Here is a 26,153-nt window from a genome sequence, read left to right as displayed (position 1 = left end):
GCCTGGCCCCGTCCTCCCCCCCAAACCACGATTCACAAGGAGCTTTTCCATGACCGAAGCATTCCTCATCGGCGGGGCACGCACCCCTGTCGGCCGCTACGGCGGCGCCCTGAGCTCCGTCCGCCCCGACGATCTGGCTGCCATCGCTGTTCGTGCCGCCGTCGAACGGGCAGGCCTTGACCCGGCCGTCGTCGACGAGGTGATCCTCGGCAACGCCAACGGCGCCGGCGAGGAAAACCGCAACGTTGCCCGCATGGCCTGGCTGCTCGCCGGCTTCCCCGACACGGTCCCCGGAGTTACAGTCAACCGGCTCTGCGCCTCCGGGCTGAGCGCCATCATCATGGCCTCGCACATGATCAAAGCCGGTGCCGCGGACATCGTTGTTGCAGGCGGTGTCGAGTCCATGTCCCGCGCTCCGTGGGTCATGGAAAAGCCGGACAAACCCTTCGCCAAACCCGGCGCCGTCGTTGACACCTCCATCGGCTGGCGCTTCCCCAACCCCGCCTTCCTCTCCGGCGAGCTCTCGCGCGACGGCAAGGCCACCTACTCCATGCCGGAAACGGCCGAGGAAGTGGCCCGCGTCTACGGCATCTCCCGCGATGACTGCGACGAGTTCGCCGTCCGCTCCCACGAACGCGCCCTCGCAGCCATCGCTGCCGGGAATTTCGCGGATGAAATCGTCCCCGTCACTGTCAAGGGCCGCAAGGGCGTGGAAACCATCGTGGACACCGATGAGGGGCCCCGCCCGGGAACCACCCGGGATGTCCTGGCCGGCCTGCGCCCCGTGGTGAAGGGCGGCAGCGTAGTCACCGCCGGCAACGCCTCCACCCTCAACGACGGCGCGTCCGCGATCATCGTCGCATCCCAAGCCGCCGTGGAGAAGTACGGGCTCACGCCCCGGGCGCGCATCCTCGACGGCGCGTCCGCCGGCGTCGCGCAGGAAATCATGGGCATCGGCCCGGTCCCGGCCACCCGCAAGGTCCTGGACCGCACCGGCCTCGCGGTGAGCGACCTGGCCGCCGTCGAACTTAACGAAGCGTTCGCGTCCCAGGCGCTGGCCTGCATGCGCGAACTGAAGCTCGAGCCCGACATCGTGAACAACGACGGCGGCGCCATCGCCCTGGGCCATCCCCTCGGTTCGTCCGGTTCCCGGCTTGTCATCACCCTGCTCGGGCGCCTCGAGAGGGAAGCCACCGAACGCCGGAAGCTGGGACTCGCCACCATGTGTGTGGGCGTCGGGCAGGGCACGGCGCTGCTCCTGGAAGGGCTCTCATGACGGACGTGATGTACGACGCGGGCACGCAGCTGGGTGCCGGGGGTTTCCAAACGCTGCAGGTTGAGGAGCGGGTGGACCGCCTGGCGGTCCGGCTGCACCGGCCGGAGGCACGCAACGCCATCGACCAGGCAATGGTGGATGAACTGCATGTGGTCTGCGCGTACCTGGAGCGGACCCCGAAAGTCCTGATCCTGTCTGGCACGCCCGCTAACCCGGACACCGGAGCCAGAGCCGTCTTCGCGTCCGGGGCGGACATCGCGCAATTGCGGGAGCGGCGGCGCGACGACGCGCTGGCCGGGATCAACTCCGGGGTCTTCGACCGGATCGCCAAACTGCCTATGCCCGTCATCGCCGCCTTGGACGGCTACGCCCTCGGTGGCGGCGCGGAATTGGCCTACGCGGCGGACCTCCGCATCGGCACCGCTGACTTGCGGATGGGCAACCCGGAAACCAACCTTGGCATCCTTGCCGCGGCGGGTGCGACCTGGCGGCTGAAGGAGCTCGTAGGGGAACCGGTGGCCAAACAGATCCTGCTGGCAGGCAAAGTCCTCACCGGCGAGGACTGCCTGGCTGTCGGCTTGATCACCGAACTCGTGGACCCGGAAACGCTGCTGGATGCGGCGCACGCGCTGGCAGACTCCATCGCGGGGCAGGACCCGCTGGCCGTTCGGATCACTAAAGCCGTGTTCCATGCCCCAAGGGAAGTCCATCCCTTGATCGACACCCTGGCCCAGGGCATGCTTTTCGAATCCCCGGCCAAGTTCGACCGCATGCAAGCGTTTCTCGACAGGAAGAAGAAGTAGACATGAGCAACACTGCAATTCCCGCCGGGCTCCCCGCAAAGGTGGGCGTCCTCGGTGGCGGCCGCATGGGCGCCGGGATCGCCCACGCCTTCCTGGTCAAAGGCTCCGACGTCGTGGTGGTGGAACGTGACCATGCGGCGGCGGACGCCGCCCGCGGACGCGTCGAGGACGCCGTCGGCAAGTCCCTGGCCCGCGGCCTCGCCGGCGAGGCGGCCGACTATGCCTCCCGCCTGTCGGTGACCACCGATTACGCCTCCTTCCGTGACCGGGAGCTGGTTGTGGAGGCCGTGCCCGAACTGTGGGACCTGAAGGTCTCCTCGCTGCGGGCCGTCGAGGCTGAACTCGGCAACCATGCAGTGCTGGCCTCCAACACCTCTTCGCTCTCCGTGGACGGCTTGGCTAACGAGCTCGACCGTCCGCAGGACTTTCTGGGGCTGCACTTCTTCAACCCGGTCCCCGCCTCCACGCTCATCGAGGTGGTCGTGGGGAAGAAGACCCCGGAGCCGCTGGCGGCTGCGGCCCGCGGGTGGGTTGAGGCGCTCGGCAAGACCGCCGTCGTCGTCAATGACGCCCCCGGTTTCGCCTCCTCACGCCTGGGCGTGGCGATCGCCCTCGAGGCCATGCGGATGGTGGAGGAAGGCGTCGCCTCAGCCGAAGACATTGATAACGCCATGGTCCTGGGATACAAGCACCCCACCGGGCCGCTGAAGACCACGGACATCGTGGGCCTGGACGTGCGCCTCGGCATCGCCGAGTACCTGCAGTCCACCCTGGGTGACCGGTTCGCCCCGCCGCAGATCCTCCGCGACAAAGTGGCACGCGGCGAACTCGGCCGCAAAACCGGCAAAGGCTTCTTCGACTGGAGCTGAAGCCGCCGCACGGTTTGAAGCCCCAGGCCATCTAGTTGGCCTGGGGCTTCTTTCCCATGGAGTCGAACAACAGGGTGGAGGACAGGGCGTTGAAGGGCATGGCCACGTTGTGCTCGAGGCCCTTGAGGTGCGCGGCCTTCAGGTCCTTGAGCAGCACGGCCAGCGCGGTGTCCGCGGTCCACTCCGACACGGAGTCCCAGTTGCGGGCCACCCAACTGTCGCCGGTGCTGACCCTAAACAGGTTCAGCAGTTCGGCTTCGGGCAGGTTGTATTCCGCGCCGAACTTGAGGCCTTCAGCGACGGCATTCATGGTGATGCCGAGGACCAGGTTGTTGACCAGCTTCGCGGCCTGGCTGTTGCCGGGCTTGCTGCCGTAGTAGAAGGTGTTGGATCCGACGGCGTCGAAATACGGGCGGGCGGCGGTGACCACGTCTTCCGCGCCCGAGGCCATGATTGACAGCGTGCCGGCCTGGGCGCCCGTGGCGCCGCCGCTGACGGCGGCGGCAATCAGCTTCGCGTAGCCGTTTTCCTCCACCTGCCGGCCCAGTTCGTTCATGGTGTCCGGGTCCAGCGTGCTCATGACAATGATGGTGATGTTCTTGGGGCCGACGGACAGCAGCCCGCCCTTGCCGAGGATGACGTCCACGTTCTGGGCGTAGTCGCGGACCATGGAGACGATTGCGTCGTCAGCCTTTTCAGCTACTTCCTTCAGGGATTCGGCCACCATGATTCCTGCGGCCTTCGCCTTCTCCCGGGATCCGGCGAAGGCGTCGTAGCCGATCACTTCAAAGCCGGCCTTGTTCAGGTTGACTGCCATGGGAAGTCCCATGGTTCCGAGTCCTACGAAACCGATTCTCTTGCTCATGCTGCGGGTCCTCTAGTTCGTGGCTTCAAGGGTCATGCCGCGCTCCGCCATGACCTGTTTGACGAGGGTCAGGCCGTTGAGGACGCGGGGGAATCCGATGTAGGGGATGCACTGGATCAGGGCGCCGACAATCTTCTCCTTGGTGAGGCCCACGTTGAAGCCGACGTTGATATGGAGCTTCAGCTGGACCTCGGTGCCCAGTGCGGCGAGCGTGGAAATAGTCACCATCGTCTGTTCCTGCTGGGTCAGGCTGTCCCGCGAGTAGATGTCCCCGAAAGCAAAGGAGACGATGTAGTCCGACAGTTCGGCGTCGAGGGCCGCATAGGACTCCACCAGCTTGGCGTGGTCGAACGTATTGGCGTGTTCGCTGGAGACAAGTTCCATCATCCGGTCGAGTCCGCGCTGGTACCGGTCAGTGCTCATGGTGCTGCCCTTCTAGGCTTCTATGGAAACGAGTTAGCGAGTAGCATTTATAAAACGCTACGTTGCGTTTCAATATTAGCACTCGGGGTATGAGGACTGGAAGGTTTTTTATGCAGAAAGCAGACGCGGCCGACGGCGGTCCAGCCGGGGCCACAGCCTCAGGTCACCAAAAGCGCCGCGCGCGCACGGAACGGGTGGTCCTGGACACCACGCGGGAACTGCTGGCCGGTTCCGGCTTTGCAAGCCTGACGATCGAACGCGTTGCCGAGCGGTCCGGCGTCGCCAAATCCACCATTTACCGCCGGTACCGGTCCCGGAATGATTTGGCACTGGCCGTCCTGCTGGACATGCTGGGCGACGTCAGCACGCTGCCCTATGCCAAGGACACGCAGACTGAGCTGACCCGCCTGGTGAACCGGACGGTGGACCTGATGTCCAACTCCCTGCTGGGGCGCATCATGCAGGGCCTGGTCTCGGAGGTAGCTGCCGACGTCGAACTTGCCAGGACCTACCGGGAAACGGTGGTGGCTAAGCGCGTCCGGGAGGTCACAGCCCTGGTGGAACGCGGCACTGCCAGGGGTGAGCTGCGGGAAGGACTGGATCCGGAGCTGGTCACCGACCTTCTGCTCGGCCCCATCTACTACCGCTTGTTCCTCAGCGGCGAGCCGCTGGACGAAGCGTTCGGCCAAAGCCTCGTGGCCGCCCTGTACCCCGCCTTCGCGAAAGACCCCCAAGGTTAAACGGCCGCACCAGGTTGCGGGCACACTGCCGGCAACCTGGCGCGGTGACTCAGCAATCCGCCTACCTGGCGCCGGGGTTCCGGACCAGCTTCTTATTGGCGAATTCGTTGAAGCCGTAGCGGGCCAGTTCCCGCCCGAAGCCCGAGCCCTTGACGCCGCCGAACGGCAGGTCGGGCGAGCTCTTGCTAGTGCTGTTGATCCACACCATGCCGACCTCAAGTTCCTCGGCCAGCCGGTCCGCATTCTTGGCATCGGATGTGAACACGCTGGAGGACAGGCCGAACGGTGAGTTGTTGGCCAAATCGATCGCTTCCTGCAGGGAGCCGACGCGGTAGACGACGGCGACGGGGCCGAACAGTTCCTCGGTGAAGGCACGCATTTCGGGTGTGACGCCTGCCAGGACCGTGGCCGGGTAATAGGCGCCGGGGCCGTCGGGGCGTTCGCCACCGAGCAGGAGTTCCGCGCCGTGGGAGACTGCGTCCTGCACGAGCTCGTCCAGTTCCTCGACTCCTGCAGTTGATGCCAGCGGTCCGAGCTTGGTCCCGGCGTCGGTGGGATCGCCGGACTGCCAGGGGGCCATCGCGTCCAGGAACTTCTGAAGGAATTCCTCGTACACACTCTCCGCCACGATGAACCGCTTCGATGCCGTGCAGGCCTGGCCGCCGTTGGAGAGCCGGCCGATGACTGCCGCAGCTGCTGCGGCGTCGATGTCGGCATCGTCGAGGACGATGAACGGGTCTGATCCGCCGAGTTCCAGGACGCACTTTTTCAGGTTCCGGCCGGCGACCTCGCCGACGGCTGCACCGGCCTTCTCGGACCCGGTCAGGGACACGCCCTGCACGCGCCGGTCGGCAACGGCGGCTGCCACCTGCGCGGAGGAGATGAACGCGTTAAGGTACACGCCGGCCGGCAATCCGGCCTCTATAAGCACCCGTTCGATGGCCAGGGCGGACTGGGGGCAGTTGCGGGCGTGCTTGAGGATAATGGTATTGCCCAAGGCGATGTTCGGCGCCGCGAACCGGGCCACCTGGTAGTAAGGGTAGTTCCATGGCATGACCCCGACGAGGGGTCCTATCGGTTCGGTGCGGACGACAGCCGTGCCGGAGCCCTTGAAGGTGAGGGATTCATCCGCCAGGTACTCCTCCAGGTTGTCGGCGTAGTGCTGGTAAATCGACGCGACCAGTTCCACCTCTCCCCTGGCCTGCGCGATCGGTTTGCCCATTTCCAGGGTAAGGAGCTTGGCCAGTTCTTCGGCCTGCTCGCGGTGGATCTCGGCGGTGCGGGTCAGGACGGCACGGCGCTGCTCCAGGGTTGTGGTGCGCCAGGAACGGTAGGCTGCGGCGCTGTTTCCGATGAGAGTGTCCAGCTCGGTGTCGGAGATCTCCGGGTATTGTGCGGTTGCGTCCCCGGTGGCCGGGTCGATCGTGGTGTACACACCCATGGGTGGTTCTCCTCTGTAGTGAAAGACGATGGAATCAAGGCCGGTGGCCGGCACCATCAGTTCGATGGCACCGGCTTGGCAGCCGCGAGGCGCCGCGTCAGGCAGCGACGGCGGCTTCGGACTTCAGCTCAAAGCCGCGGTATCCGTTGGCACTGACGTCGTCCAGGACGCCGCGGTAGTTGCCCAGGCCGCCCAGGTAGAACAGCACGCTGGGCTTCTTGCCCGGGACGTTTGCGCCGAAGATCCATGAATCGACCTTGGTGAACACGGTCATGTTGGCAATCGTGGTGCATGTCTCGGTCCACTCGGCTTCGGCCTCCGGAGTCGGTTCGATCGCCCGGATTCCGTTGGCCTCCGCGTAAGCCACCGTGTCGCTGATCCATTCAACCTGCGTCTCGATGCTCGGCGGCAGGTTTGTGAACGGGCCGTTGGGTCCCAGCACCATGAACCAGTTGGGGAACTTTGCCGTGGAAACGCCCAGGTAGCTGGTGGGCTGCCCGTCCCAGTGGTCGTTGATGTTCAGGCCGTCACGGCCGGTGATCTCCATGCGGCGGTAATTGCCGTCCACCGCGTCGAAACCGGTCGCAAAGACGATGACGTCCAGCTCGTGCAGCACGCCGTCCTCGGTCACCACACCCTTGGCGGTGACTTCCCGGATGGGGTTCTCCTTGATGGCCACGGCCTCGACGTTGGGCCGGTTGAAGACTTGGAAGTAGCCGTCGTCGCAGAGCGGGCGGCGGGCGAAAAGGCCGGTGGGCGTCAGCTTCCGTGCCGTCTCCGGATCCTTGATGGTCTCGACGATCTTGTTTCGGATGAAGGATGCCGCAGTCTCGTTGGCCTCCTCATCGGTGGCGATGTCGCTGAAGGTTTCGAACATGAAGCGGAAGCCGCCGCCGTATTCCCAGGCCTTCTCGTAGACCTGGCGGCGTTCTTCTTCCGAAACGCTCATGGCCGGCACGGTGCTTTCCTCGAAGCCGAAGGCCACACCGGAACGCTTGACCTGTGCCCAGATGTTGTCGTAGTCGGCCTTGATCTCGGCGATCTGCTGGGTAGTCACGGGGCGCTTGCCCACCGGGACGGAGTACTGCGGGGTGCGGACGAAGACGGTCAGATGTTCCACTTCCGGGGCCAGGGCCGTGATGACCTGCTGGCCCGTGGACCCGGTGCCGATCACGCCGACGCGGCGGCCGGCGAGCGACTTGCCTTGGGGCCAGGCGGCGGTGTGGATCGTCTCGCCCTCGAACGCGTCGATGCCGGGCAGGTTCGGGAAGTTGATGGCCGACAGCAGCCCCACGGCGTTGACGACGTACTTGGCCCGGTAGACGGCGCCACCGCTTGTGGTGACCTCCCACAGGCACTCGTCTTCGAGGTAGACGGCGGACTTGACCTCGGTGCCGAAGCGGAAGTGGCGGCGCAGGTCAAAGCGGTCAACGACATCCTCAAGGTACTCGAGGATCTCCGGCTGGGTGATGTAGGTGTGCTTCCAGGTACCGTCCTGCAGGAGGTCCTTATCGAAGGAGAAGCGGTAGACGTGGCTCTCCGTGTCAGAGAGTGCCCCGGGGTAGCGGTTCCAGTACCAGGTGCCGCCGGGGCCGTCGGCCTTGTCGAAGCCGACAACGGTCAGGCCCTGCTCGTTATGAAGCTTGTGGACGGCGTAGATGCCGCCGAAGCCGGCGCCGATGACGACGGCGTCAACGGTGTGGAAAGTGTTCTGTGCAGTCATGGCGAACTCCTTTGTCGTTCTGATGCAGGGGACGGAATAGTGGATGGTTTGGCTTCGCAGGTGGCCGGGTTAGTTCCGGTACCAGGCAGCGAGCTTCTCGAACTCCTGGGCGACGAGGGCGGAGCGCCCTGCCAGGAACGGGTAGACGTGCTGCTGGCCCTCGCCGATGGACAAGGTGACGTCCACACCGGCGGCTTTGGCGCGTTCCTCCAGACGGGTGGCGTTGTCCAGGAGTGACTCGACGCTGCCGGCGGTGATGTACAGGCGGGGGAAACCAGTGAAGTCCGCGTGCAGCGGGTTCGCCAGCGGGGTGGTGGGGTCAACCGTGCCGCCGAGGACGCCGGCGATCATGCCTTCGAGCAGTTCGGGGGTGATCAGGGCGTCGGTGTCGTTGTTGGTGACAAGGGTTTCGCCCTTGTTCTCCATATCCAGCCACGGGGAGAAGGCGATGACCTGGCCGGGACCGGGCTTGCCGTGTTCCTTAAGCGCCAGGGCAATGGCGATGGCGAGGTTGCCGCCGGCGGAATCGCCGATGGTGGTGATGTCCTGCGGGGCGATGCCGGAGGCGACGAGGGCATCGAAGGCGGCCACGCCGTCCTCGATCTGGGCAGGGTGCTGGAATTCGGGGGCGCGGCGGTAATCCAGCACGAAGCTGACGGATCCGAGGGCCTTGGCGACGTGGGCGGCGAGCTTGCGGTGGCTCGAGGCGGAGCCGACGGCGAAGCCGCCGCCGTGGGTGTACAGGAGGACCTTGGTCCTGTCCGCACCCTTTGGCAGGCACCAGATGCCCGGAACGCCCCCAACGGTGTCCTCACGGTACATGACGCCCTCGGGCTCGACCGTCGGCTGGTGCCACTCGTCAAAAATGGAACGGAACAGGCGCATGGTCAGGTCCGGCGTGGTCGCCATGATCTGAGCCCAGTCAGCGTAGAGATTCCGCAGTACGTCCTGGCTCCCGGCTTCGGCCGAAGCGGTGCCGGACTGTTCAACAAGGTTGGTGGTCATTGTGGGTCTCCTTTGACGCGATCTGTTGGTGCCTGCGGCCTCTCCCCTGTTGTGATGCGTGCCGCGGCGTCTGCATCAAAGGTAGGACTGTGCTCCATGCCACACGTGTTCCAATGTGAAACACTGCAGCGGATGCATTGATACCGGAACGCGCCCTAAAAGGGTCATGGATTGGTATTGGAAGCTGCAGCAATTGTTGGTCATGATGGATGGATACCTATTGCCACAATGAAGAGGTGTTCCGCAATGCACGCATTCGCCGTCCTCCCGGACGATGCCACCATCCATGACCTGGAGCTGTCGACGCCAAGCCCCGAGGGGCGGCAGGTACTGCTCAAAGTCATGCGGGCCGGCGTCTGCCACACCGACACCCACCTCCGCGAAGGCGGCTACGACCTGGGCAGCCGCGGACACATGAGCATGAAAGACCGCGGCATCCAGTACCCGATGGTCCTGGGCCACGAAGTAGTGGGCGTTGTCGAGCAGGTAGGTGCTGACGTTGCATCCGTCAGCGCCGGTGACGTGCGACTGATTTACCCGTGGATCGGCTGCGGCACATGCCGCCAGTGCCGGGAAGGCCACGATAACCGCTGCGCTGCCGGACAGAACCTTGGAGTGGCACGCCACGGCGGCTACGCCGAGTACATCATGGTGCCCGACGAGAAGTACTTGGTGGACATTGAGGGCCTTGACCCGAGTTGGGCGGCGACCCTGGCGTGTTCCGGTCTCACCGCTCACAGTGCCGTGGACAAGGTTCTTCCGCTCGGGCCGGACGAGCCCGTGGTCATCTTCGGGGCAGGAGGGCTGGGCCTGACCGCCATAGCGATCCTCCGGGCCCAAGGCCACCGGAACATCTGCGCGGTCGATGTCGCGGAACGGAACCTGGCCCTTGCCCGGGAGATGGGCGCAACCAGCACGGTTATTTCCGGAGGAGGCAACGGGGCAGCGGACATTCAACGCGCGGCAGGCGGGCCGGCCAGTGCCGTCGTGGACTTCGTCAATAACGGTGCCACTGCTACGTCCGCGTTCGATGTCCTCGCCAAGGCAGGGACGATGATCCAGGTAGGACTCTTCGGTGGTGAAGTCACCCTACCCACTGCCATGCTGGCGCTGCGCATGATTCGCATCGAAGGCAGCTTTGTCGGGACACTTTCTCAACTGCAGGATCTGGTCCGGATTGCCAAAGCAGGGGAACTGCCCACCATCCCGGTGTCCGAAAGGACCCTTTCCGCGGCTGAAGTCTCCCGGGCCCTGGACGACCTGACTGCCGGCGGGATCGCTGGACGCATCGTTTTGACTGCTTGAGAATGAGAAAGTGATGGACAAATCACGGCGTGAAGACGCGCTCCGGAGCGCCCGGGAGCAGCTGATCACGGAGGGCCTCGTCAGGGCTTCCATCCCCGCGTCGCTGGTGGCTGAAGAAATCGAACAGAGCTGGCGGCGCTCGGTATCGAACCACGTCAACCCTGCAACCGGTCCCCACATCCTTGGCGAGGTTGATCCGGACAGTGCAATCCTGCGCGCTGCCGGAAGGATTTTGGACCAGTGGCAAAGCAATCTCACCGACACCCGGATGGCCCTTTTCCTCGCCGATGAGGAGGGCAAGATCGTCTCGCGGCGCATTGTCGATGCCCAGGACGCCCGGACATTGGACAACGCCAATGCCGCGGAAGGTTTTGTCTTTTCCGAACTGGCTCTGGGCACCAACGGGCTCGGCACCCCTATTGAGGGGCGCGGAGTGGTTTTCGTCCGCGGTCATGAACACTTTAATGACGCGCTGGCCCGACTGGCCTGCGCGGGAGCCCCCATCAAGCACCCCATCACGGGCCGGATCGTGGGATCGCTGTCCATCGCCTCCCACGTTGATGCCTCAAGCCCCCTGATGGTTTCCATGGCCCGGCAGGCCGGTCATCAAATAGCTGAAGCGCTCGAACTCATGGCCGATTCCCGGAACCTCGAATTGGCCAGAACATACCGCCAGTTCCGGTCCTCCAAGCATCCGGTCCTGGTCATGAACTCGGAAACCGTGATGACCGACCTGCCCGCACTCGCCCATTTTGACGCCGAGTCCCACGCCTACTTGTGGGAGATGCTGCGCATGCACCATTGGGACCAGGACAAGCTGCAACTCGAACTTCCCGTGCTCGGAACCGAAGCCATGGTGCGCCGTCTCGGCCGAGCAGGCCAGGACGCGATCTTCGCGCTCGAATTTACCGAGCCAGCCAGCGCGGCAGCCGAGGGCGGGATTTCCGTCGTCAACCACCCAGAGCAAAAGTCTGCGCCCGCGCTCCGCGAAGTGCTGGACGGCCTATCATCCCGCCAAGCCCGGACGACAACTTCTTACAGCGTGCTCCAACGCGAACTCACCGTTGCCGCCACCGCCGATGGCCTAATCCGCGTCACCGGGGGCCCTGGTACCGGGAAGCATTACCAGTCCTCAAAGTGGCTGCGCCAGCACACCGGGCGCGAGCCCAAGACATTCACCGCAGAAATGCTCACCGAGGACCCAACGGCCTGGGCAGGCATGGAAGCGGCACTGAAAGAAGGCTGCGGAATCCTCGTTACCGCCGGACCAGGCATCGGCCACGAACTGGTAGAGCAGCTCACCGAATTCGCGTCGGCCCACCGCCCCGGCGTCCACCCAGGGGCACGTGTCATCCTTACCGAACGGACCAGCGGCCCATTCAACCCCAACCACGAAGCTGAGGGCCTTCAAGCTCCGGTACACCTGCCGTCCCTTGTGGAACTGCGCGGTGAGTTGCTGGACATCGTGCGCGAGGTTTCGGCCGAACTCTTCCCCGGGGCACCCTCGCCACGGTTCTCCCCCGCAGCCCTCCAATGCCTGCTGACCTGGCGCTGGCCCGGCAACATCGCCGAGCTGGCACGGCTCCTTGCCAACTTGCGACGTTCGGCCGGCACCGGCCTGATCCAAACCAAAGACCTGCCAGCCCCCATGCGCCAGACAACCCTCTCCTCGCTCAGCCGCTACGAGCAATCCGAGCGCGACACCATCGTCGCCGCCCTGGCCGAAGCCGACGGCAACAAGTCCCGCGCCGCAGAAATTCTGGGCATCGGCCGCACCACCATGTACCGCAAAATGCGCGCCCTCAAAATTGATGACGACGAACGAATGATCCTTCCGGGACCGTAGCCCGGGAACGAGTAACACAGTCCAAAATAACGGGCCCCCGACGAAACGTCGGGGGCCCGTTATTTTAGGGATCTACTGGGTCTACTAGTCCGTGACCGCCTCAACGGTCCGCTTGGGCCCAGCAGGCTCGTCCAGGGAACGTTCGGGATTTGTGGCTTGAGCCCGCGGCCCACCGAGCAGCTCTGTGGGGGTTTTGGAAGTCTCGCGCATTCCGAGGACTGCGACGGCCGCGATGCCGGCGGCTACCGCACCAAAGACTGCGACGGGCAGCCAGCCTGACGGGCCCGGCACGAGGAGCATCGCCGCGACCATTGGTGCGAAGCCGGCCAGGAGATTGCCCAGCTGGTTGCTGACGGCCATGCCCGTGAAGCGCACAGGAGCCGGGAACTGCTCGGCGAAGAACGACGTCCAAACGCCGTTGTAGCAGCCGAAGAACAAAGTCATGTTGATGAACGCGAAGACCCCGATCAGCAGGATGTCCGTCGTCGAGATCGCCCAAAGGTAACCGAAGATCGTGGCCGCACACCCTACAGAGGAAATCAGCATTGTCCGCTTCCTGCCGATGACATCAGAGAGGTAGCCCGCTGCCGGAAGAGTAAAGACGGAGAGCGCTATGGCGCCGGAGATAATGGCGAGCATCGCACTCCGGTCCACGCCGACCGAGGTTCCGTAGGACAAGCTGAAAACAGCGAACAAAGTCTGCATCGCTGCCATCAGGGATGCACCGGCCACACAGATCACACTGCGCCAGTGGTACTTGAAGACGTCGCTCAGCGGCAGCTTTCGTACCGCGCGTTCTTCCTTCGCTTCGGTGAATACGGGCGTTTCATCCAGATGGCTCCGCACGTAGTAAGTAATCACGACGACGACGGCGCTGAGCCAGAAGGGGACCCTCCAGCCCCAACCATAGAGATGTTCGGCGGGCAGGAGCGCCACCGGCAGGAAGACGATAGTCGCCAATGAGCAGCCGACGGCGTAGCCAACCATAACGAAGCTGGTGAAGAAACCCCTGCGTCCTGCCGGGGAATGCTCAACCGTCAACGTCGAGGCGCCTGCGGATTCAGCTCCCGCAGAGAAACCTTGAACCACTCGCAAGACCACCAGCAGTGCCGGGGCCAGCAGCCCTACCTGGTCAAAGGTCGGAAGACACCCGATGGCGAATGAGGCGACACCCATCATGACCACAGTGGCAAGCATGACCTTCTTGCGGCCCAGACGGTCGCCGAAGTGACCCATCACGACAGCGCCAACGGGCCGGGCCACGTAACCTACCGCAAAAGTTGCGAATGACCCGATCAAAGCAACAGTGGGATCCCCGGAAGGAAAGAACAGCACGTTAAAGACGAGGGCGGCCGCTGCACCGTAAACAAAAAAGTCGTAGTACTCCAAGGCGCTCCCCAGGAGCGCGGCTGTCGCCGCACGGCGGGGTGTCATCGCCGGCGGCGATGTTGTAGTGCTTGTCATGTGTTTCTCCCTTGAAACAGGCTCATTGGGCCAACGGAACAGATAGGTGGGAATGACCTTGTAACCCGCACTGAGAAGCAACGGGCAGCATTGCCGCGGCGCCCCCAAATGTGACAACCGCCACGGCATCTGTATCCACGGTAAAGAGTGTGTCGCAAAGCACAGTGTTCCAATGTGAAACAACCTCTGTCGCCCTCAACCACCAGCTCTGCGCTCCTGCTCCCCCAGCTCGTGACCCCGTTCAGGACCTCAGCTTGCACGACGCCGCCGTCTTAGATGCCTGATTTTGAGGGGTGGCAAAACTCTCCTCAATCTTGGTTGGCGTCCGAATTCCAGGGCGCCGGGCAGGGGAGATGGGTCAGGACGAAGACACGAGAAGCTGTGCCGGCTGCGCTACTGGCAGACTTTCCTGCCTCCCCAGAACGAGCCAAGCAGCGCGGCGGAAAGGCTCTGCCGGCGGGAGCCCATCCAACCGCACATGCCCGCGCCGTCGCACAATGGGTTCTGTCGGGTACCGCACACAGATCTAGTTAGGGCACACCCCAAGCTGACAGCTGTGGTGCACGCGGGCTAACGGTTGCCTGGTCACTCCTCCCGGCGGGTGATGAATGCCGCCCATGCCGGGGACGGTGAATTGCCCGTGTCCGTGCTCGGGCGAGAAGATGATGCCTTTTCGATCAGGCGGGCGCGCTGGCTTGTGAGGGAGCTGTGGTCCTAACCAAGTCGCCCGCTGAGGTCTGCGGTGGTTGAGGGGCCTTCACCGTCCTGGATCATGGCACGTAGGTAGTTCCTTTCGGCAGGTGTTGCCCGTTGCCACCGTGCAACGAAGAAGCCGTGGTCCAGGTCTGCTGTTCCGAGCTCGACCGCGAGGCGGGCGTCTCCGACAGTGATCTCTTTCTCGGACGCGGCTTCCCAGAGTGTGCGTCCGTAGGCCTGCAGGAAGTAGGCGCAGCCGCCCGCGGCGTCGAGGACGGTATCGAGGGCCTGTCCTCGGAGGACTGCCCCTTTTGCTGCCGCGTCGGGAGCGAGTTTGCCGACCATGCAGTAGTGGAAAAGTCGTTCGGCGTAGGAGCGGCTTTCGCTGAGCTGGCCCGGCAGGGACGGCAGGCCTCCGCCGAGGATGTACATGGGCCAGCCGCGTTGACCAGCGGCGTACTGAACGCTCAGAAGCGCACCCAGCAGCTCCGTGTCGAGGTCCTGCATCTCATCGATCACAAGGACGAACCCGGCCCTACTAGTTTTGGCTAAAGCTGGTCCACGGTTCAATTGCGGGGACCTTTGGAGTGCTGCCAAGAATGACAGGCGTCACGGGGAAGGAAACCGTCTTGGAGGGGTCTCCTGGGGAACAGGAATAGCCTGCCCAAGGCCGCGTGTTCGTTCCTACGCTGCCCGTTAACGGAGCTTGCCCAGTGGCCATGTCGTAAAGGCCGCCAACTAGCGCGTCATCGATGGCCAGGCCGGCGAAGCTTGTGAGATCGGCTTCAACGCCTGGAAATCCCGTCGAGCCGAACCATGTATTGCTTACGGTCACCATTGAGTCGTAGGGGGGTGCGCAGGGAAGCAATGGGTAGTACACACTCAGGGCAGGGTCAAAGTGCGCGGCACCGTCAACTTGGAACGCTGCCTTCGTGTCTACAAACTTACTGTTGTCTACGGACAAGCCGATAAATTCGCCAACAGATACGGCCGTCGTGGAGTGCATGAACAGCGAGTACCTGAGCGACGAGGCCTTAGATCCGGTTTCGAGCCGGACGCTGATGTACTGGTCAGTGATCGGCGTGATTCCATCGCCGTTGGAATCCCCTCCAGCGCTATCATCGGACTCGGAGGTGAAGATTACGGGTGCGAGGGCGGTTCCTTCCGCTTTGATCATGCCGAAGACCGTCAGCCTCGCTTTGATGACCACGCCGGCTGTCAGGGTCAGGCCTCCCTCGACATATGTGCTTCCACTAAATGCTGAAACGTTGGCGTCCTGGTTCCAAATCTCAGTAACCCCAACGGGGATGGTGGACTCGAGGAAGCGGACAGTTCTTTCTGCGGCTGTGCCTGACAGAATGTTGGTGTTTGGGCCGCTGAGTGCAATGCCGCTGACATCGACGCGATAAGCGGTCAGCCCTGCCTCGCCTCGCCCTCCGTTATGAATGTGGTTGCGTTCCAAGACTGGCCGGTTCCAGGACTGTATATTGACCGCTGTGTTGAGTTCACTGTCTGTGATCTGCGTCGTTACTCCCTGGCCGGGGTTGCTCCAATTGAAGAGTTGCTGGCTGTGGTTCATCCGGACGTGGGACAGAATTATGGTGGCAGGGCCAGCCGTTACGATATGCCACCCCTGGTCGAAGGGTGCTGTTGCCCCGTCGCCGTTGGAGTCTCCGCCAGCGCTGTCATCGGAGTCCGAGGTGAAGATCACGGGAGCCGTTGGTGTTCCCTCTGCCGTGAGGGTGCCCCAGACTGTCACTACACCTTTGAACACCACGCCGGGGGTCAGTGTCAGGTTCCCTCCAACCTGCGGGTCCCCGACGAATGCGGAGGCATTCGAGTCCTGATTCCAAGTCTCCGTGAAGCCCTCGGGGATGGTGGACTCGTGGAAGCGAACGGTCCGCTCTACGTCTGTGCCGGACAGGATGTTGGTGTTCGACCCGCTGAGTGAGATGCCGCTGACATCGACTCGCGAAGTGGTGAGGCCTGCCTGGCCACGGTCCCGGTTATGAATATGGTTGCGTTCCAAGACGGGTCGTTTTGAAGACTCGATGTTGACTGCTGTGTTGAGCTCGCTGTCGGTGATCTGCAGCGAGGCCTGCCTGCCAGACACATCAAAGATCCAGTCAAAGAGCATGTAACTGTTGTCCGCTCGAACATGTGACAGCACGACTCCGGCACTGCTTTCTACCCGGAGAGGTGAGACCTGGTCGGTGACGGGTGTGGCGCCGTCGCCGTTGGAGTCTCCGCCAGCGCTGTCATCGGAGTCCGAGGTAAGAATTACCGGGGCGGCCGCTGTTCCCTCTGCCTTGACCGTGCCGGAAACTGTCAAGCGTGCTTTGACCACAACGCCTGATGTCAGGGTTAAACTTCCCTCGACATATGCGTTTCCACTGAATGCTGAGGCGTTTGAATCCTGGTTCCATATCATCGCTGCACCGACGGGGATGGACGAATCACCAAAGGAAACGGCGCGTTCCTGTGCGGTCCCAGAAAGAATGTTGGTGTCTGGCCCGCTGAGCGCAATACCGCTGACATCAGCCCGGTAGGCCGATAGCCCGGCCTGACCGCGGCTGTGGATGCGGTTCCGTTCCACTACCGGTCGGTTCGCATCGCCTGCGTTGAGCGTGGCGTTGAGTTCGCTGTCGGTGACCTGCAGCATCGGCTTCTTGCCGTTTGGGTCAAAAACATATTCGGCGAGCTGATCACTGTGGTCCACCTTGATGTGGGATAGCACAATGGTGGCGATGCCAGCCACACGGAGCGGTGTGCCCTGCTCGGTGGTTGGTGTGGGTCCGTCGCCGTTGGAGTCTCCGCCGGCGCTGTCGTCGGAGGCCGAGGTGAAGATCACTGGGGAAACGGCAGTTCCCTCCGCCTTGAGCGTGCCGGAAACCGTCAGCGTTCCCTTGACCACCACGCCGGGCTTCACGAGCAGGGTTGCCCCCGGAGAAATAGTGACCGAGTCGAGAAGGAAGACCGAGGCTTCATCCGTTGACCAGGTCGTGTCTTGGTCGATGGATCCGGAAAACCGAATCACTCCTGCTGGCGCCGCTACGACCGTGGCCGTGGGGGCGGAGGTTTTGTCCGCAGACGTGTAGCCGGCCTTCGTTCCCGTGACCGTGACCGTGATGGTTTTCCCGGCGTCGCCGGTGACCAAAGCGTAGGTGGGTGTATTGGCGCCCGCAATGGCCAGTCCGTCGGCGTTCCATTGGTATTTCAGGGTTACCGGATCGGGCCCCCAAGCTCCTGTGACGGCTGTCAGGGTAGTTCCGACCTTGGGGGTACCGGTCACAGTTGGGACCGGGGCTGTCAGGGCAGCCGCTGCGACGGCGGGAGTGGACGCGGAGGTTCTGGTCAATGAGATGTAACCGGTTTTTGATCCAGTGACGGTTACTGAGATTTTGCCACCAAAGTCGGCGGCAACAGGCAGGTAGGTCGCCCCTGTTGCTCCTGAAAGGAGGACACCGTCGTTTCGCCACTGGTACGTGTAGGTCGTTCCGGCCGTCCATGTCCCAACGACCGCGGCGAGGGGCGAACCGACCGTGGGCGTCCCGGCGATGGTCGGTGTGGCGGCGGTGAGGGTTCCCGTTCCGACGGCAATTGTGGTTGTCGAGGTTCTGGCCAGCGTGGTGTATCCGCTTTTGGAACCGGTAATGGTCACCGATACGCGGGCCCCTAGGTCCGCAGGGTTCGGACTGTAGGAGGGGGCGGTCGCACCGGACACAGCGGTTCCATTACGACCCCATTGATACTTCAATGTGACCGGCGCCGGCCCCCAGGCTCCGGGGAGTGCGGTCAGTTTCGACCCGACCCGGGCGGTGCCTGAGACCACCGGCACGGGCGCCCCCAGCACACCGGCACCGACGGCTGCAGTTGGTTTGCTCGTCCTGGTGGTTGTCGCATACGCCGTCTTGGAGCCGGTGACCCTCACGGCGACGGTTCTTCCCAAATCCGCTGGCGTTTCTACGTATGTGGAAGCGGTGGCGCCGGCTATGGCGAGTCCGGAACGCAGCCACTGGTACCTCAGAGAAACCGGCGCCGGCCCCCAGGCTCCGGGGAGTGCGGTCAATTTCGACCCGACCCGGGCGGTGCCTGAGACCACCGGCACGGGCGCCCCCAGCACACCGGCACCGACGGCTGCAGTTGGTTTGCTCGTCCTGGTGGTTGTCGCATACGCCGTCTTGGAGCCGGTGACCCTCACGGCGACGGTTCTTCCCAAATCCGCTGGCGTTTCTACGTATGTGGAAGCGGTGGCGCCGGCTATGGCGAGTCCGGAACGCAGCCACTGGTACCTCAGAGAAACCGGCGCCGGCCCCCAGGCTCCGGGGAGTGCGGTCAATTTCGACCCGACCCGGGCGGTGCCTGAGACCACCGGCACGGGCGCCCCCAGCACACCGGCTGCTGTAGCAGGAGGCACAGAGACAATCCCCATGAGCACAATTACGGCAACAAATAAACCCAAGATTCGACCCGGAAGGCCATCCCCCACGATTCCCCCAAATAAAGTAACAAAAGCACGCTGGCCGAAATCTACTTGCTATCCGTCCCCGCTGTCTACCGGGGTCCACGAAGAAAGTAGCGAAATGCGCGTTGGTATTTGAGTTCCTGGTTGACACCAAAACGCTGGGGATGAGAAGTTCTAGCCGATCTTGCCGATAAGACTGAGAAGGCCGTCGAGGACAAGGCACGCAGCAGATCCGGCGTAAGACCCTCGGCACGGCACTCGAGCTCGACTCAGAGTCCAAGAACACGAGTATTCGTGAGTCACTTTCCTCGTCCCCATTCGCCGGGCCACGCTGGCCATTCGCGTGCTCGGCGTCGCCCACGGCCACCGTATGGACGGGCGCTTGTCACTCCCTCCGGATACCGACATGTTGAATACATCAACACCCAAACCCGCACCTCGGCGCCATGGTGCCGACGTGCACCATTTTCGGAACTATCACCGCACACCTGAGCCGGGTCAAGCGATGAGGAGCGGCTGGGGCGAGGACTAATTCCTCGGTTCCATCTCGCAAGCTTCGCCCTGCGAGCGATTCAAACTTCTAGACACCCCGGAACAGCGGAATGCGAAGGACACTCACATCCAGTTAAACCACACCCCACCCTGACGTCAGGCACCACCCGGAGCGGCTGTCAGAATAGGATCTGAAGTTCCTTTTCTAGACATACCTTTTGGAAAGTCATAGGTTTCATCCTGACAGCTTCGGTAGGGGTGACTTCGGTGGCGGGTCAACGAATCGGGTATACGAGGGTCAGCACGCTGGACCAGAATGAATCGCGGCAGCTCGACGGCCAAGCTCCGGATCGGATTTTCAGCAACAAGGCCTCGGGCCGGGACACACTCCGGCCCCAATTGGCTGTACTGCTGCGCTTCGCCCGTGACGGAGACACTGTCGTGGTCCATAGCATGGACCGGCTTCCCCGCAACCTGGATGACCTCTGCGTGCACTGGTCCAGGTTTCCGCCCCCAACCCGCAAGGGGTCTCCCGTCCCTTGGGGATCAAAAACCCACACGTCACCTGCCGCTGACCGGATCGCGCGTGTGACGTCCATGATGTCGCGCTTGTTCGACGAGGCGATCACCGCACCGGGGCGCGCGAGCGGTGCGAAACCCCGGAACTGGAATGTCGGAACCGCCAGATACTGTGGAGCAATGGCTACAAAGACTTCCCGGGCCGCCAAGGCCCCGGGCTATAAATGCGCGGAATGCGGCTGGACCACGGTCAAGTGGGTGGGACGCTGCGGCGAGTGCCAGGCGTGGGGAACCGTGGAGGAAACCGGCACCGCGGTTGCGCGTACGACGGCGGCCACAACAGTTTTGGAGCCGGCCCGCCCTATCGCTGAGGTGGACGCCACGACGGCGGCCTTCCTGCCGACAGGCGTGGACGAGCTTGACCGCGTGCTGGGCGGCGGCGTGGTTCCCGGTGCCGTCATCCTGCTGGCCGGGGAACCCGGCGTCGGGAAATCCACGTTGCTGCTGGACGTCGCAGCCAAGTTCGCCCGGACCGGCCAGAGCGTCCTGTACGTCACGGGCGAGGAATCCGCCGCCCAGGTGAAACTGCGGGCCGAACGCATCGATGCCATAGCGGACACCCTCTACCTGTCGGCAGAAACCGACCTTGGCCAGGCCCTGGGCCAGGTGGAAAAGGTGGAACCCAAGCTCCTCGTGGTGGACTCGGTGCAGACGCTCAGCAGCGCCGACGTGGAAGGCAGCTCCGGCGGCGTCTCACAAGTGCGCGAGGTGGCGGCCTCCATCATCGCGGCCGCCAAGCGCCGCAACATGACCACCCTGCTGGTGGGACACGTGACCAAGGACGGCTCCATCGCCGGGCCGCGGCTGCTCGAGCACCTGGTGGACGTGGTGTGCCAGTTCGAAGGCGAACGCCACTCACGGCTCCGGCTGCTTCGCGCGGTCAAGAACCGGTACGGGCCCACGGACGACGTCGGCTGCTTCGACCTCAACGAGGATGGCATCGTCGGTCTCGCCGATCCGAGCGGACTGTTCGTCACGCGCACCAAGGATCCAGTTTCCGGCACCTGCATCACCGTCACGATGGAGGGCAGGCGCCCGTTGCTGGCCGAAGTCCAGTCGCTGCTGGCGGAAAGCCCCAATTCACAGCCGCGGCGGGCGACGAGCGGCCTGGACAGCTCCCGCGTGGCCATGCTGCTGGCCGTGCTCCAGCAACGGGCGGGCTGCCTGCTGCACAAGGACGATTCCTATGTGGCCACGGTGGGCGGCGTGAAGCTCAGCGAACCTGCCACCGACCTGGCCGTTGCCCTGGCTGTTGCGTCTGCGAAGGCCAAAAAGCCGCTGCCGCAGCGGCTGATCGCTTTTGGCGAGGTGGGGCTGGCAGGCGAGGTGCGGCCGGTTCCGGGCATCAACCAGCGCATTCAGGAGGCGCACCGGCTGGGTTTCACGCACGCCGTGGTTCCGTCCAGCCACAACGGCCCGGGCCCCATTCCATCGGGCTTCTCGGTGCGGGAGGTCAGCCACCTGGCCGAGGCGCTGAGCCTGCTAATCAGCTAGACAGGGCCAGAGCTTGCGCCGGCCTTTTCGGCCGCAGCCCTCCGCGTGAGCTTGGGCGGCCGGCCTGTCGTGTTGCGGATCGCCGGAGCGAGGACGGTGAGAGCCGCGGAGACGGCAAAGATCCCCTGATATCCGGCTGTCGACAAATGCCATCGCGGCATAGTAGGCGATTCCGGCAAGGCAGCCCGAGGCTATGAGCGCCCGGCTGGAGAAGCGGCGGCCCAGCCGGCCGATGACGAGCAGGGCGGGGATCTCAAGGGCGGCGGAGACGCCGAGCGCGACGCTTGCCGAGCACACCTAGGACCCGGTGACCACCAGCGCCACGCTGTGGCCGCCGAAGCCGAACGCATTGACGAGTCCCGCCGTCGCGGTGCTGCCGCGCACGGTTCCGGTGATGATGTTCAAATCGACCTCGGGATCAAGGCTGCCGATGTTGTATGTCCCGGGCAGCTCGCCGGTCCTGAGGGCCTGGAGCGTGGCAATCGCGCCAAGCGCGCCCGCCCCGCCCAGCAGGTGTCCGGTGAGCGACTTGGTCGAGGTCACCGGCACTCCGTCTCCCACCACCGCTTTGATGGCCTGCGCCTCGAGGCGGTCGCCCACAGGGGTGGACGTGGCGTGGGCGTGAACAAACCCGATATCCGCCCCGTTGAGCCCGGCCGAAGCGAGCGCCTTCTGCATGACCCTTCGCTGCATCTCCGGATCAGCGGCCACGATGTCGCTGGCGTCCGAGGTCACTGCGCCTCCCGCGACAGCGCCCAGGATTTCCGCGCCGCGACCCCGGGCATGGTCCTCGCTCTCCAGCACCAGGATTCCGGCGCCTTCCGCGATGACGAAGCCGTCGCGGTCCCGGTCAAATGGACGGGAAGCGCCCTGCGGATCGCCGTTGCGGGTGGAAAGGGCCCGGATCTGCGCGAAGCCGCTGATGATCAGGTCGTTGATGCACGCATCCACGCCTCCGGCGATGACGACGTCGGCCGTTCCGGACCGGATCATTTCGGCGCCTTGGGCGATCGCCTCGGCCCCGGACGCGCAGGCGCTGACCGGTGTGCGTGCCCCGCCGCGGGCACCGAGGTCGATGGAGACCCAGGCCGACGGGCCGTTGACCATGATCCGGGTCAGCGTGTGCGGTGAGACCTTTCGCGGGCCACCGCCGTCCAGCTCCCGGGTCTGCGCGAGCGTGGTGTCCAGTCCCCCGTAGCCCGAGCCGATCACCACGGCGAGCCTTTCGGGGTCGACGTCGGGGGTCCCGGCCTGCACCCAGGCCTCACGGGCAGCGACAAGCGCAAGCTGCCCGCAGCGGTCCATCCGCTTGAACTCGCGGGTGGTCAGCAACGACGCCACGTCAGCCGTGACCCGCCCCGCGATCCGCACCGGCAGGGCCTGCGCCCAGTCCTCGTCAAGGGCGGCAATGCCTGATCGCCCGGCCAGCATGGAGGTCCAGGTTTCGGGGACCGTGGACCCGAGCGGATTCATCGTGCCCGTTCCGGTGACGACGGCCCGGGGCGGAACTGCAGACATGACACACCTTGCTTCCTGGAACTGGAGCGAAACTCCCGTTGAGTATTCGGAACCGGCCGGCAGCCGGATGGCCGCGGCTACTTGGCCGGGTTGTGCGTCCCGATCGGCACCAGCGTGAGGTCAGGGTGGTTTTTCTCTATGCGGCGCAGCGCCCACACGTCGTTGAACAGGGCGAGGTACTCGCCGTCGGACCGCAGAAGAACCTCAGCCCCGACCACGTTGGCCAGCGCGGGCATGGCATCCGCCGTCGAAATCCTCGCCATGGAGTACGGGAGGCGCTCCAGCCGCATCGGTGCGCTGAAGTCGTGCGCCATGCGGTCCTCCACCACTTCGAACTGCATGGGGCCGACGGCGGCAAGCACCGGTGCCTGGTCACCGCGGACGTCGGAGCGCAGCACCTGGATGACGCCCTCGTGTTCGAGCTGCTCGATGCCGCGGCGGAACTGCTTGAAGCGGCTGGGGTCCTTGGAACGCGCAACCTGGAAGTGCTCGGGCGCGAACAGTGGGATGGCCGGAAACTCCACCGGCTCCTCGAGGAAAAGGCTGTCCCCCACCCGAAGCGACGAGGCGTTGACCAGCCCCACGACGTCGCCCGGGAAGGCCTCGTCGATGACCTCGCGTTCGCGGCCGAAAACCTGCTGGGCGTACTTGGTGGCGAAGGACTTGCCGGTGCGCGTCTGGGTAACCACCATGCCGCGCTCGAACACGCCCGAGCAGACGCGGATGAAGGCCACGTGGTCACGGTGGGCCTTGTTCATGCCGGCCTGGACCTTGAAGACGAACCCTGCGAACGGTGACTCAACAGCACGGGGCTGGCCTTCGACGTCCGGACGCGGCGCGGCGGGCGGCGCGAAGTCAACCAGAGCGTCCAGGATCTCCTTGACGCCGAAGTTCAACGCGGCGGAGCTGAACAGGATAGGGGTGGCCTTGCCCGCGTGGAAGCTCTCCACGTTGAATTCAAGGTTGGATTCGATGACCAGTCCGGCCTCGTCCACGGCGTCGGTCCAGTTGTTGCCCTGGCTCTCCGCTGCCTCCTCCGGGGTGAAGTACTCGGTGAGGGCGATGTTGGCCCCGGCGTTGTTCCGTTGGAACCGCGCGAACCTGTCATTGCGCAGGTCCCACACGCCGCGGAAGTCGCCGGAGATGCCCACGGCCCAGGTCAGCGGCATGGGCTGCAGGCCGGTGCGCTCCGTGATCTCGTCCATGAGCGCCAGGGCGTCCAGGCCCGGGCGGTCCCACTTGTTGATGACGGTGATGATGGGCAGGTTGCGCTGCTTGCAGACCTCGAAGAGCTTCATGGTCTGCGTTTCCAGGCCCTTGGCGGCGTCCACGAGCATCACTGCGCAGTCGACGGCGGCCAGCACCCGGTACGTGTCCTCGGAGAAGTCGGCGTGGCCCGGGGTGTCCAGCAGGTTGATGACGGTGTCGCGGTAGGAGAACTGGAGCGCAGCGGAGCTGATGGAGATGCCGCGGTCCTTTTCCATCTGCATCCAGTCCGAGACCGTTTCCTTGCGGTTGGACTTGCCGCTGGACGCGCCGGCCGTGCCGATCACCTTGGCGTGCAGCGCCAGGGCCTCTGTCAGCGTGGACTTGCCGGCGTCCGGGTGGGAGATGACAGCGAACGTCCGGCGCCGGGCCGCCTGCTTGTGAATCTCGTGGACCCGGGCGGGGCTGAGGACTTCTTGGGACACGGTGCTACTTTCGCTGGGATCCGCGGAGGACCCTGGATGTGGGAATGGAGACTTGACACCGGATTCCTGGAAACCGGGTTCCCGGAATCTGGAGGCGGGCGGCGGCAGGGCGCACCAGCCAAGGGTTCAAGTTTATCGCAGGGCCGGAAGCAACGCCGAAACAGGGCCAAAATGGAGTCTCGCCGGCCGCCGTCGGGTGCACTCCGAACGCCCTCCCCGCAGGTCTCAAATGGGGCACTTTAAGGCTTGTCTGTGCGGTTGTTGCTGTAATCTACGTCTAGGATGGTGCAAGCGGGAAACCGAGTACTTTTGATCCTGCCGGCAGACTTCCGAAAACCGGCATACCTGCAGGCCCGGCCTGCACCTGTGAAGGGAATGTTTATGGCTCGGAGCCCTGAAGAATCGCTGAAGGCGACTTTGGGGAGGGTAGCCCCGGGAACCCCCCTGCGGGATGGCCTGGAACGCATTCTCCGCGGACGCACCGGCGCACTGATCGTATTGGGCTCGGACCGGACCATCGAATCGATCTGTTCGGGCGGCTTCGACATTGGCATCGACTTTTCCCCCACACGGCTTCGCGAACTGGCCAAAATGGACGGTGCCATCATCTGCGACAAGGACGCCGGCAACATCCTCCGCGCCGCCGTGCAGCTGGTGCCCGACTCGAGCATCGAGACGCAGGAATCCGGCACCCGGCACAGGACCGCCGAGCGGGTGGCCATCCAGACCGGCGTTCCGGTGATCTCGGTGAGCCAGTCCATGCAGATCATCGCGCTGTACGTGAACGGGCTGCGGCACGTGCTGGAGGGTTCGGAAAAGGTACTGGCCCGCGCCAACCAGGCCCTCGCAACGCTCGAACGTTACCGGTCCCGGCTGGACCAGGTCACGAGCTCACTGTCCGCCCTGGAGATCGAGGCCATGGTCACCGTCCGGGACGTGGCCGTCACACTGCAGCGCCAGGAAATGGTGCGCCGGATTTCCGAGGAAATCTCGCAGTATGTGCTGGAACTGGGTGAGGACGGCAGGCTGCTGTCCCTCCAGCTGGACGAGCTCACCGTTGGCCGCGGGCCGGGCAGCGACATCATCATCCGCGACTACGCCGGGCCGAAGGCCTCCCCTGAGGACATCGACGGCGCCGTCAACGCGCTGCTCAGCCTCGGCCCCACCGAACTGATCGACCTAGGAAAAATCGCCGGGATCATCGGCTTCGCGGGCGGAGTGGACACCCTCGACGCCGTGGTGCAGCCGCGGGGCTACCGGCTCCTTTCCGGGCTCAAGGCCGTCCCCAAGGCCGTGGCGGACCGGCTTGTGGACCACTTCGGCGGGCTGCAGCACCTGATGGCCGCCACCATCGACGATCTCATGACGGTGGACGGAATCGGGGACCAGCGCGCCCGCACAGTTCGTGAAGGCCTCAGCCGCATGGCCGAAGCCAGCCTGCTGGACCGCTTCCTCTAG

General features: G+C 64.3%; 18 protein-coding genes and 1 pseudogene. 9 read left to right on the top strand and 10 right to left on the bottom strand.

Annotation, left to right across the window (positions count from 1 at the left end; all coding sequences use genetic code 11):
* The first annotated feature begins 49 nt into the window (after positions 1-49).
* From LQ144_RS07275 to LQ144_RS07265, 3 genes are read left to right on the top strand one after another with little or no spacing between them, the layout of a single operon-like run.
* The gene (locus LQ144_RS07275; protein WP_230117905.1) at positions 50-1,276 is read left to right on the top strand and encodes an acetyl-CoA C-acyltransferase; all 1,227 of its coding nucleotides are present in this window, start codon (positions 50-52) and stop codon (positions 1,274-1,276) included.
* Positions 1,273-2,079 (top strand): enoyl-CoA hydratase/isomerase family protein, encoded by an 807-nt coding sequence (locus tag LQ144_RS07270; protein ID WP_230117904.1) that lies wholly within the window; start codon positions 1,273-1,275, stop codon positions 2,077-2,079. Before LQ144_RS07275 ends, LQ144_RS07270 begins: the two co-directional genes overlap by 4 nt.
* A 2-nt stretch (positions 2,080-2,081) precedes the next feature.
* Complete coding sequence (locus LQ144_RS07265) at positions 2,082-2,948, top strand: 3-hydroxyacyl-CoA dehydrogenase family protein (protein WP_230117903.1); 867 nt, start codon at positions 2,082-2,084, stop codon at positions 2,946-2,948.
* Between the two features lie 31 nt (positions 2,949-2,979).
* Here LQ144_RS07265 and LQ144_RS07260 read toward each other — a convergent pair whose 3' ends face one another.
* Entirely contained in the window at positions 2,980-3,813 is an 834-nt protein-coding gene (locus LQ144_RS07260; RefSeq protein WP_230117902.1) for an NAD(P)-dependent oxidoreductase, read from the bottom strand.
* A 12-nt stretch (positions 3,814-3,825) separates the two neighbouring features.
* On the bottom strand, positions 3,826-4,236 hold the full coding sequence (locus LQ144_RS07255; protein ID WP_230117901.1) for a carboxymuconolactone decarboxylase family protein: 411 nt from the start codon (positions 4,234-4,236) through the stop codon (positions 3,826-3,828).
* A 110-nt stretch (positions 4,237-4,346) separates the two neighbouring features.
* On the opposite strand from LQ144_RS07255, the gene LQ144_RS07250 reads away from it, so the two are divergent.
* Complete coding sequence (locus LQ144_RS07250; RefSeq protein ID WP_230117900.1) at positions 4,347-4,976, top strand: TetR/AcrR family transcriptional regulator; 630 nt, start codon at positions 4,347-4,349, stop codon at positions 4,974-4,976.
* Between the two features lie 61 nt (positions 4,977-5,037).
* On the opposite strand, the gene LQ144_RS07245 is transcribed toward LQ144_RS07250, so the two are convergent.
* From LQ144_RS07245 to LQ144_RS07235, 3 genes are all read right to left on the bottom strand, one after another.
* The gene (locus LQ144_RS07245) at positions 5,038-6,417 is read right to left on the bottom strand and encodes an NAD-dependent succinate-semialdehyde dehydrogenase (protein WP_230117899.1); all 1,380 of its coding nucleotides are present in this window, start codon (positions 6,415-6,417) and stop codon (positions 5,038-5,040) included.
* A gap of 97 nt (positions 6,418-6,514) precedes the next feature.
* Positions 6,515-8,140 carry an NAD(P)/FAD-dependent oxidoreductase gene (locus LQ144_RS07240; protein WP_230117898.1) on the bottom strand — a complete coding sequence of 542 codons (1,626 nt, stop codon included), beginning with the start codon at positions 8,138-8,140 and terminating at the stop codon, positions 6,515-6,517.
* 69 nt (positions 8,141-8,209) lie between these two features.
* Positions 8,210-9,145, bottom strand: a complete 936-nt coding sequence (locus LQ144_RS07235; RefSeq protein WP_230117897.1) for an alpha/beta hydrolase — start codon at positions 9,143-9,145, stop codon at positions 8,210-8,212.
* Between the two features lie 246 nt (positions 9,146-9,391).
* On the opposite strand from LQ144_RS07235, the gene LQ144_RS07230 reads away from it, so the two are divergent.
* Both LQ144_RS07230 and LQ144_RS07225 read left to right on the top strand, forming a co-directional pair.
* A complete protein-coding gene (locus tag LQ144_RS07230; protein ID WP_230117896.1) occupies positions 9,392-10,450 on the top strand; it encodes an alcohol dehydrogenase in 1,059 nt (352 codons plus the stop codon).
* Between the two features lie 13 nt (positions 10,451-10,463).
* Positions 10,464-12,296: a helix-turn-helix domain-containing protein gene (locus tag LQ144_RS07225; protein ID WP_290369727.1), complete on the top strand. Its 1,833-nt coding sequence runs from the start codon at positions 10,464-10,466 to the stop codon at positions 12,294-12,296.
* Between the two features lie 84 nt (positions 12,297-12,380).
* On the opposite strand, the gene LQ144_RS07220 is transcribed toward LQ144_RS07225, so the two are convergent.
* The 3 genes from LQ144_RS07220 to LQ144_RS07210 form a co-directional block, all read right to left on the bottom strand.
* Positions 12,381-13,760, bottom strand: coding sequence for an MFS transporter (locus tag LQ144_RS07220; RefSeq protein ID WP_230117894.1), 1,380 nt, complete (start codon positions 13,758-13,760; stop codon positions 12,381-12,383).
* Between the two features lie 714 nt (positions 13,761-14,474).
* Entirely contained in the window at positions 14,475-14,975 is a 501-nt protein-coding gene (locus tag LQ144_RS07215) for a hypothetical protein (RefSeq protein WP_230117893.1), read from the bottom strand.
* A gap of 19 nt (positions 14,976-14,994) precedes the next feature.
* Positions 14,995-18,180, bottom strand: coding sequence for a hypothetical protein (locus LQ144_RS07210; protein ID WP_230117892.1), 3,186 nt, complete (start codon positions 18,178-18,180; stop codon positions 14,995-14,997).
* A 1,491-nt stretch (positions 18,181-19,671) separates the two neighbouring features.
* On the opposite strand from LQ144_RS07210, the pseudogene LQ144_RS23085 reads away from it, so the two are divergent.
* Both LQ144_RS23085 and radA read left to right on the top strand, forming a co-directional pair.
* Positions 19,672-19,890, top strand: a pseudogene (locus tag LQ144_RS23085) (recombinase family protein); the annotation flags it as partial.
* 222 nt (positions 19,891-20,112) lie between these two features.
* Positions 20,113-21,486 carry a DNA repair protein RadA gene (radA, locus tag LQ144_RS07205; RefSeq protein WP_230117891.1) on the top strand — a complete coding sequence of 458 codons (1,374 nt, stop codon included), beginning with the start codon at positions 20,113-20,115 and terminating at the stop codon, positions 21,484-21,486.
* 297 nt (positions 21,487-21,783) lie between these two features.
* Here radA and LQ144_RS07200 read toward each other — a convergent pair whose 3' ends face one another.
* Both LQ144_RS07200 and LQ144_RS07195 read right to left on the bottom strand, forming a co-directional pair.
* Complete coding sequence (locus LQ144_RS07200) at positions 21,784-23,004, bottom strand: beta-ketoacyl-[acyl-carrier-protein] synthase family protein (protein WP_230117890.1); 1,221 nt, start codon at positions 23,002-23,004, stop codon at positions 21,784-21,786.
* A 77-nt stretch (positions 23,005-23,081) separates the two neighbouring features.
* Positions 23,082-24,695 (bottom strand): peptide chain release factor 3, encoded by a 1,614-nt coding sequence (locus LQ144_RS07195; RefSeq protein WP_230117889.1) that lies wholly within the window; start codon positions 24,693-24,695, stop codon positions 23,082-23,084.
* Positions 24,696-25,076: 381 nt separating this feature from the next.
* On the opposite strand from LQ144_RS07195, the gene disA reads away from it, so the two are divergent.
* Complete coding sequence (gene disA / locus LQ144_RS07190) at positions 25,077-26,153, top strand: DNA integrity scanning diadenylate cyclase DisA (protein ID WP_230117888.1); 1,077 nt, start codon at positions 25,077-25,079, stop codon at positions 26,151-26,153.

Origin of the sequence: Arthrobacter sp. Bi83, assembly GCF_918698095.1 — a bacterium.
Classification (GTDB): Bacteria; Actinomycetota; Actinomycetes; order Actinomycetales; family Micrococcaceae; genus Arthrobacter.
Note: the sequence above shows the minus strand (reverse complement) of the source record. Positions and strands in the feature narration are given on the sequence as shown.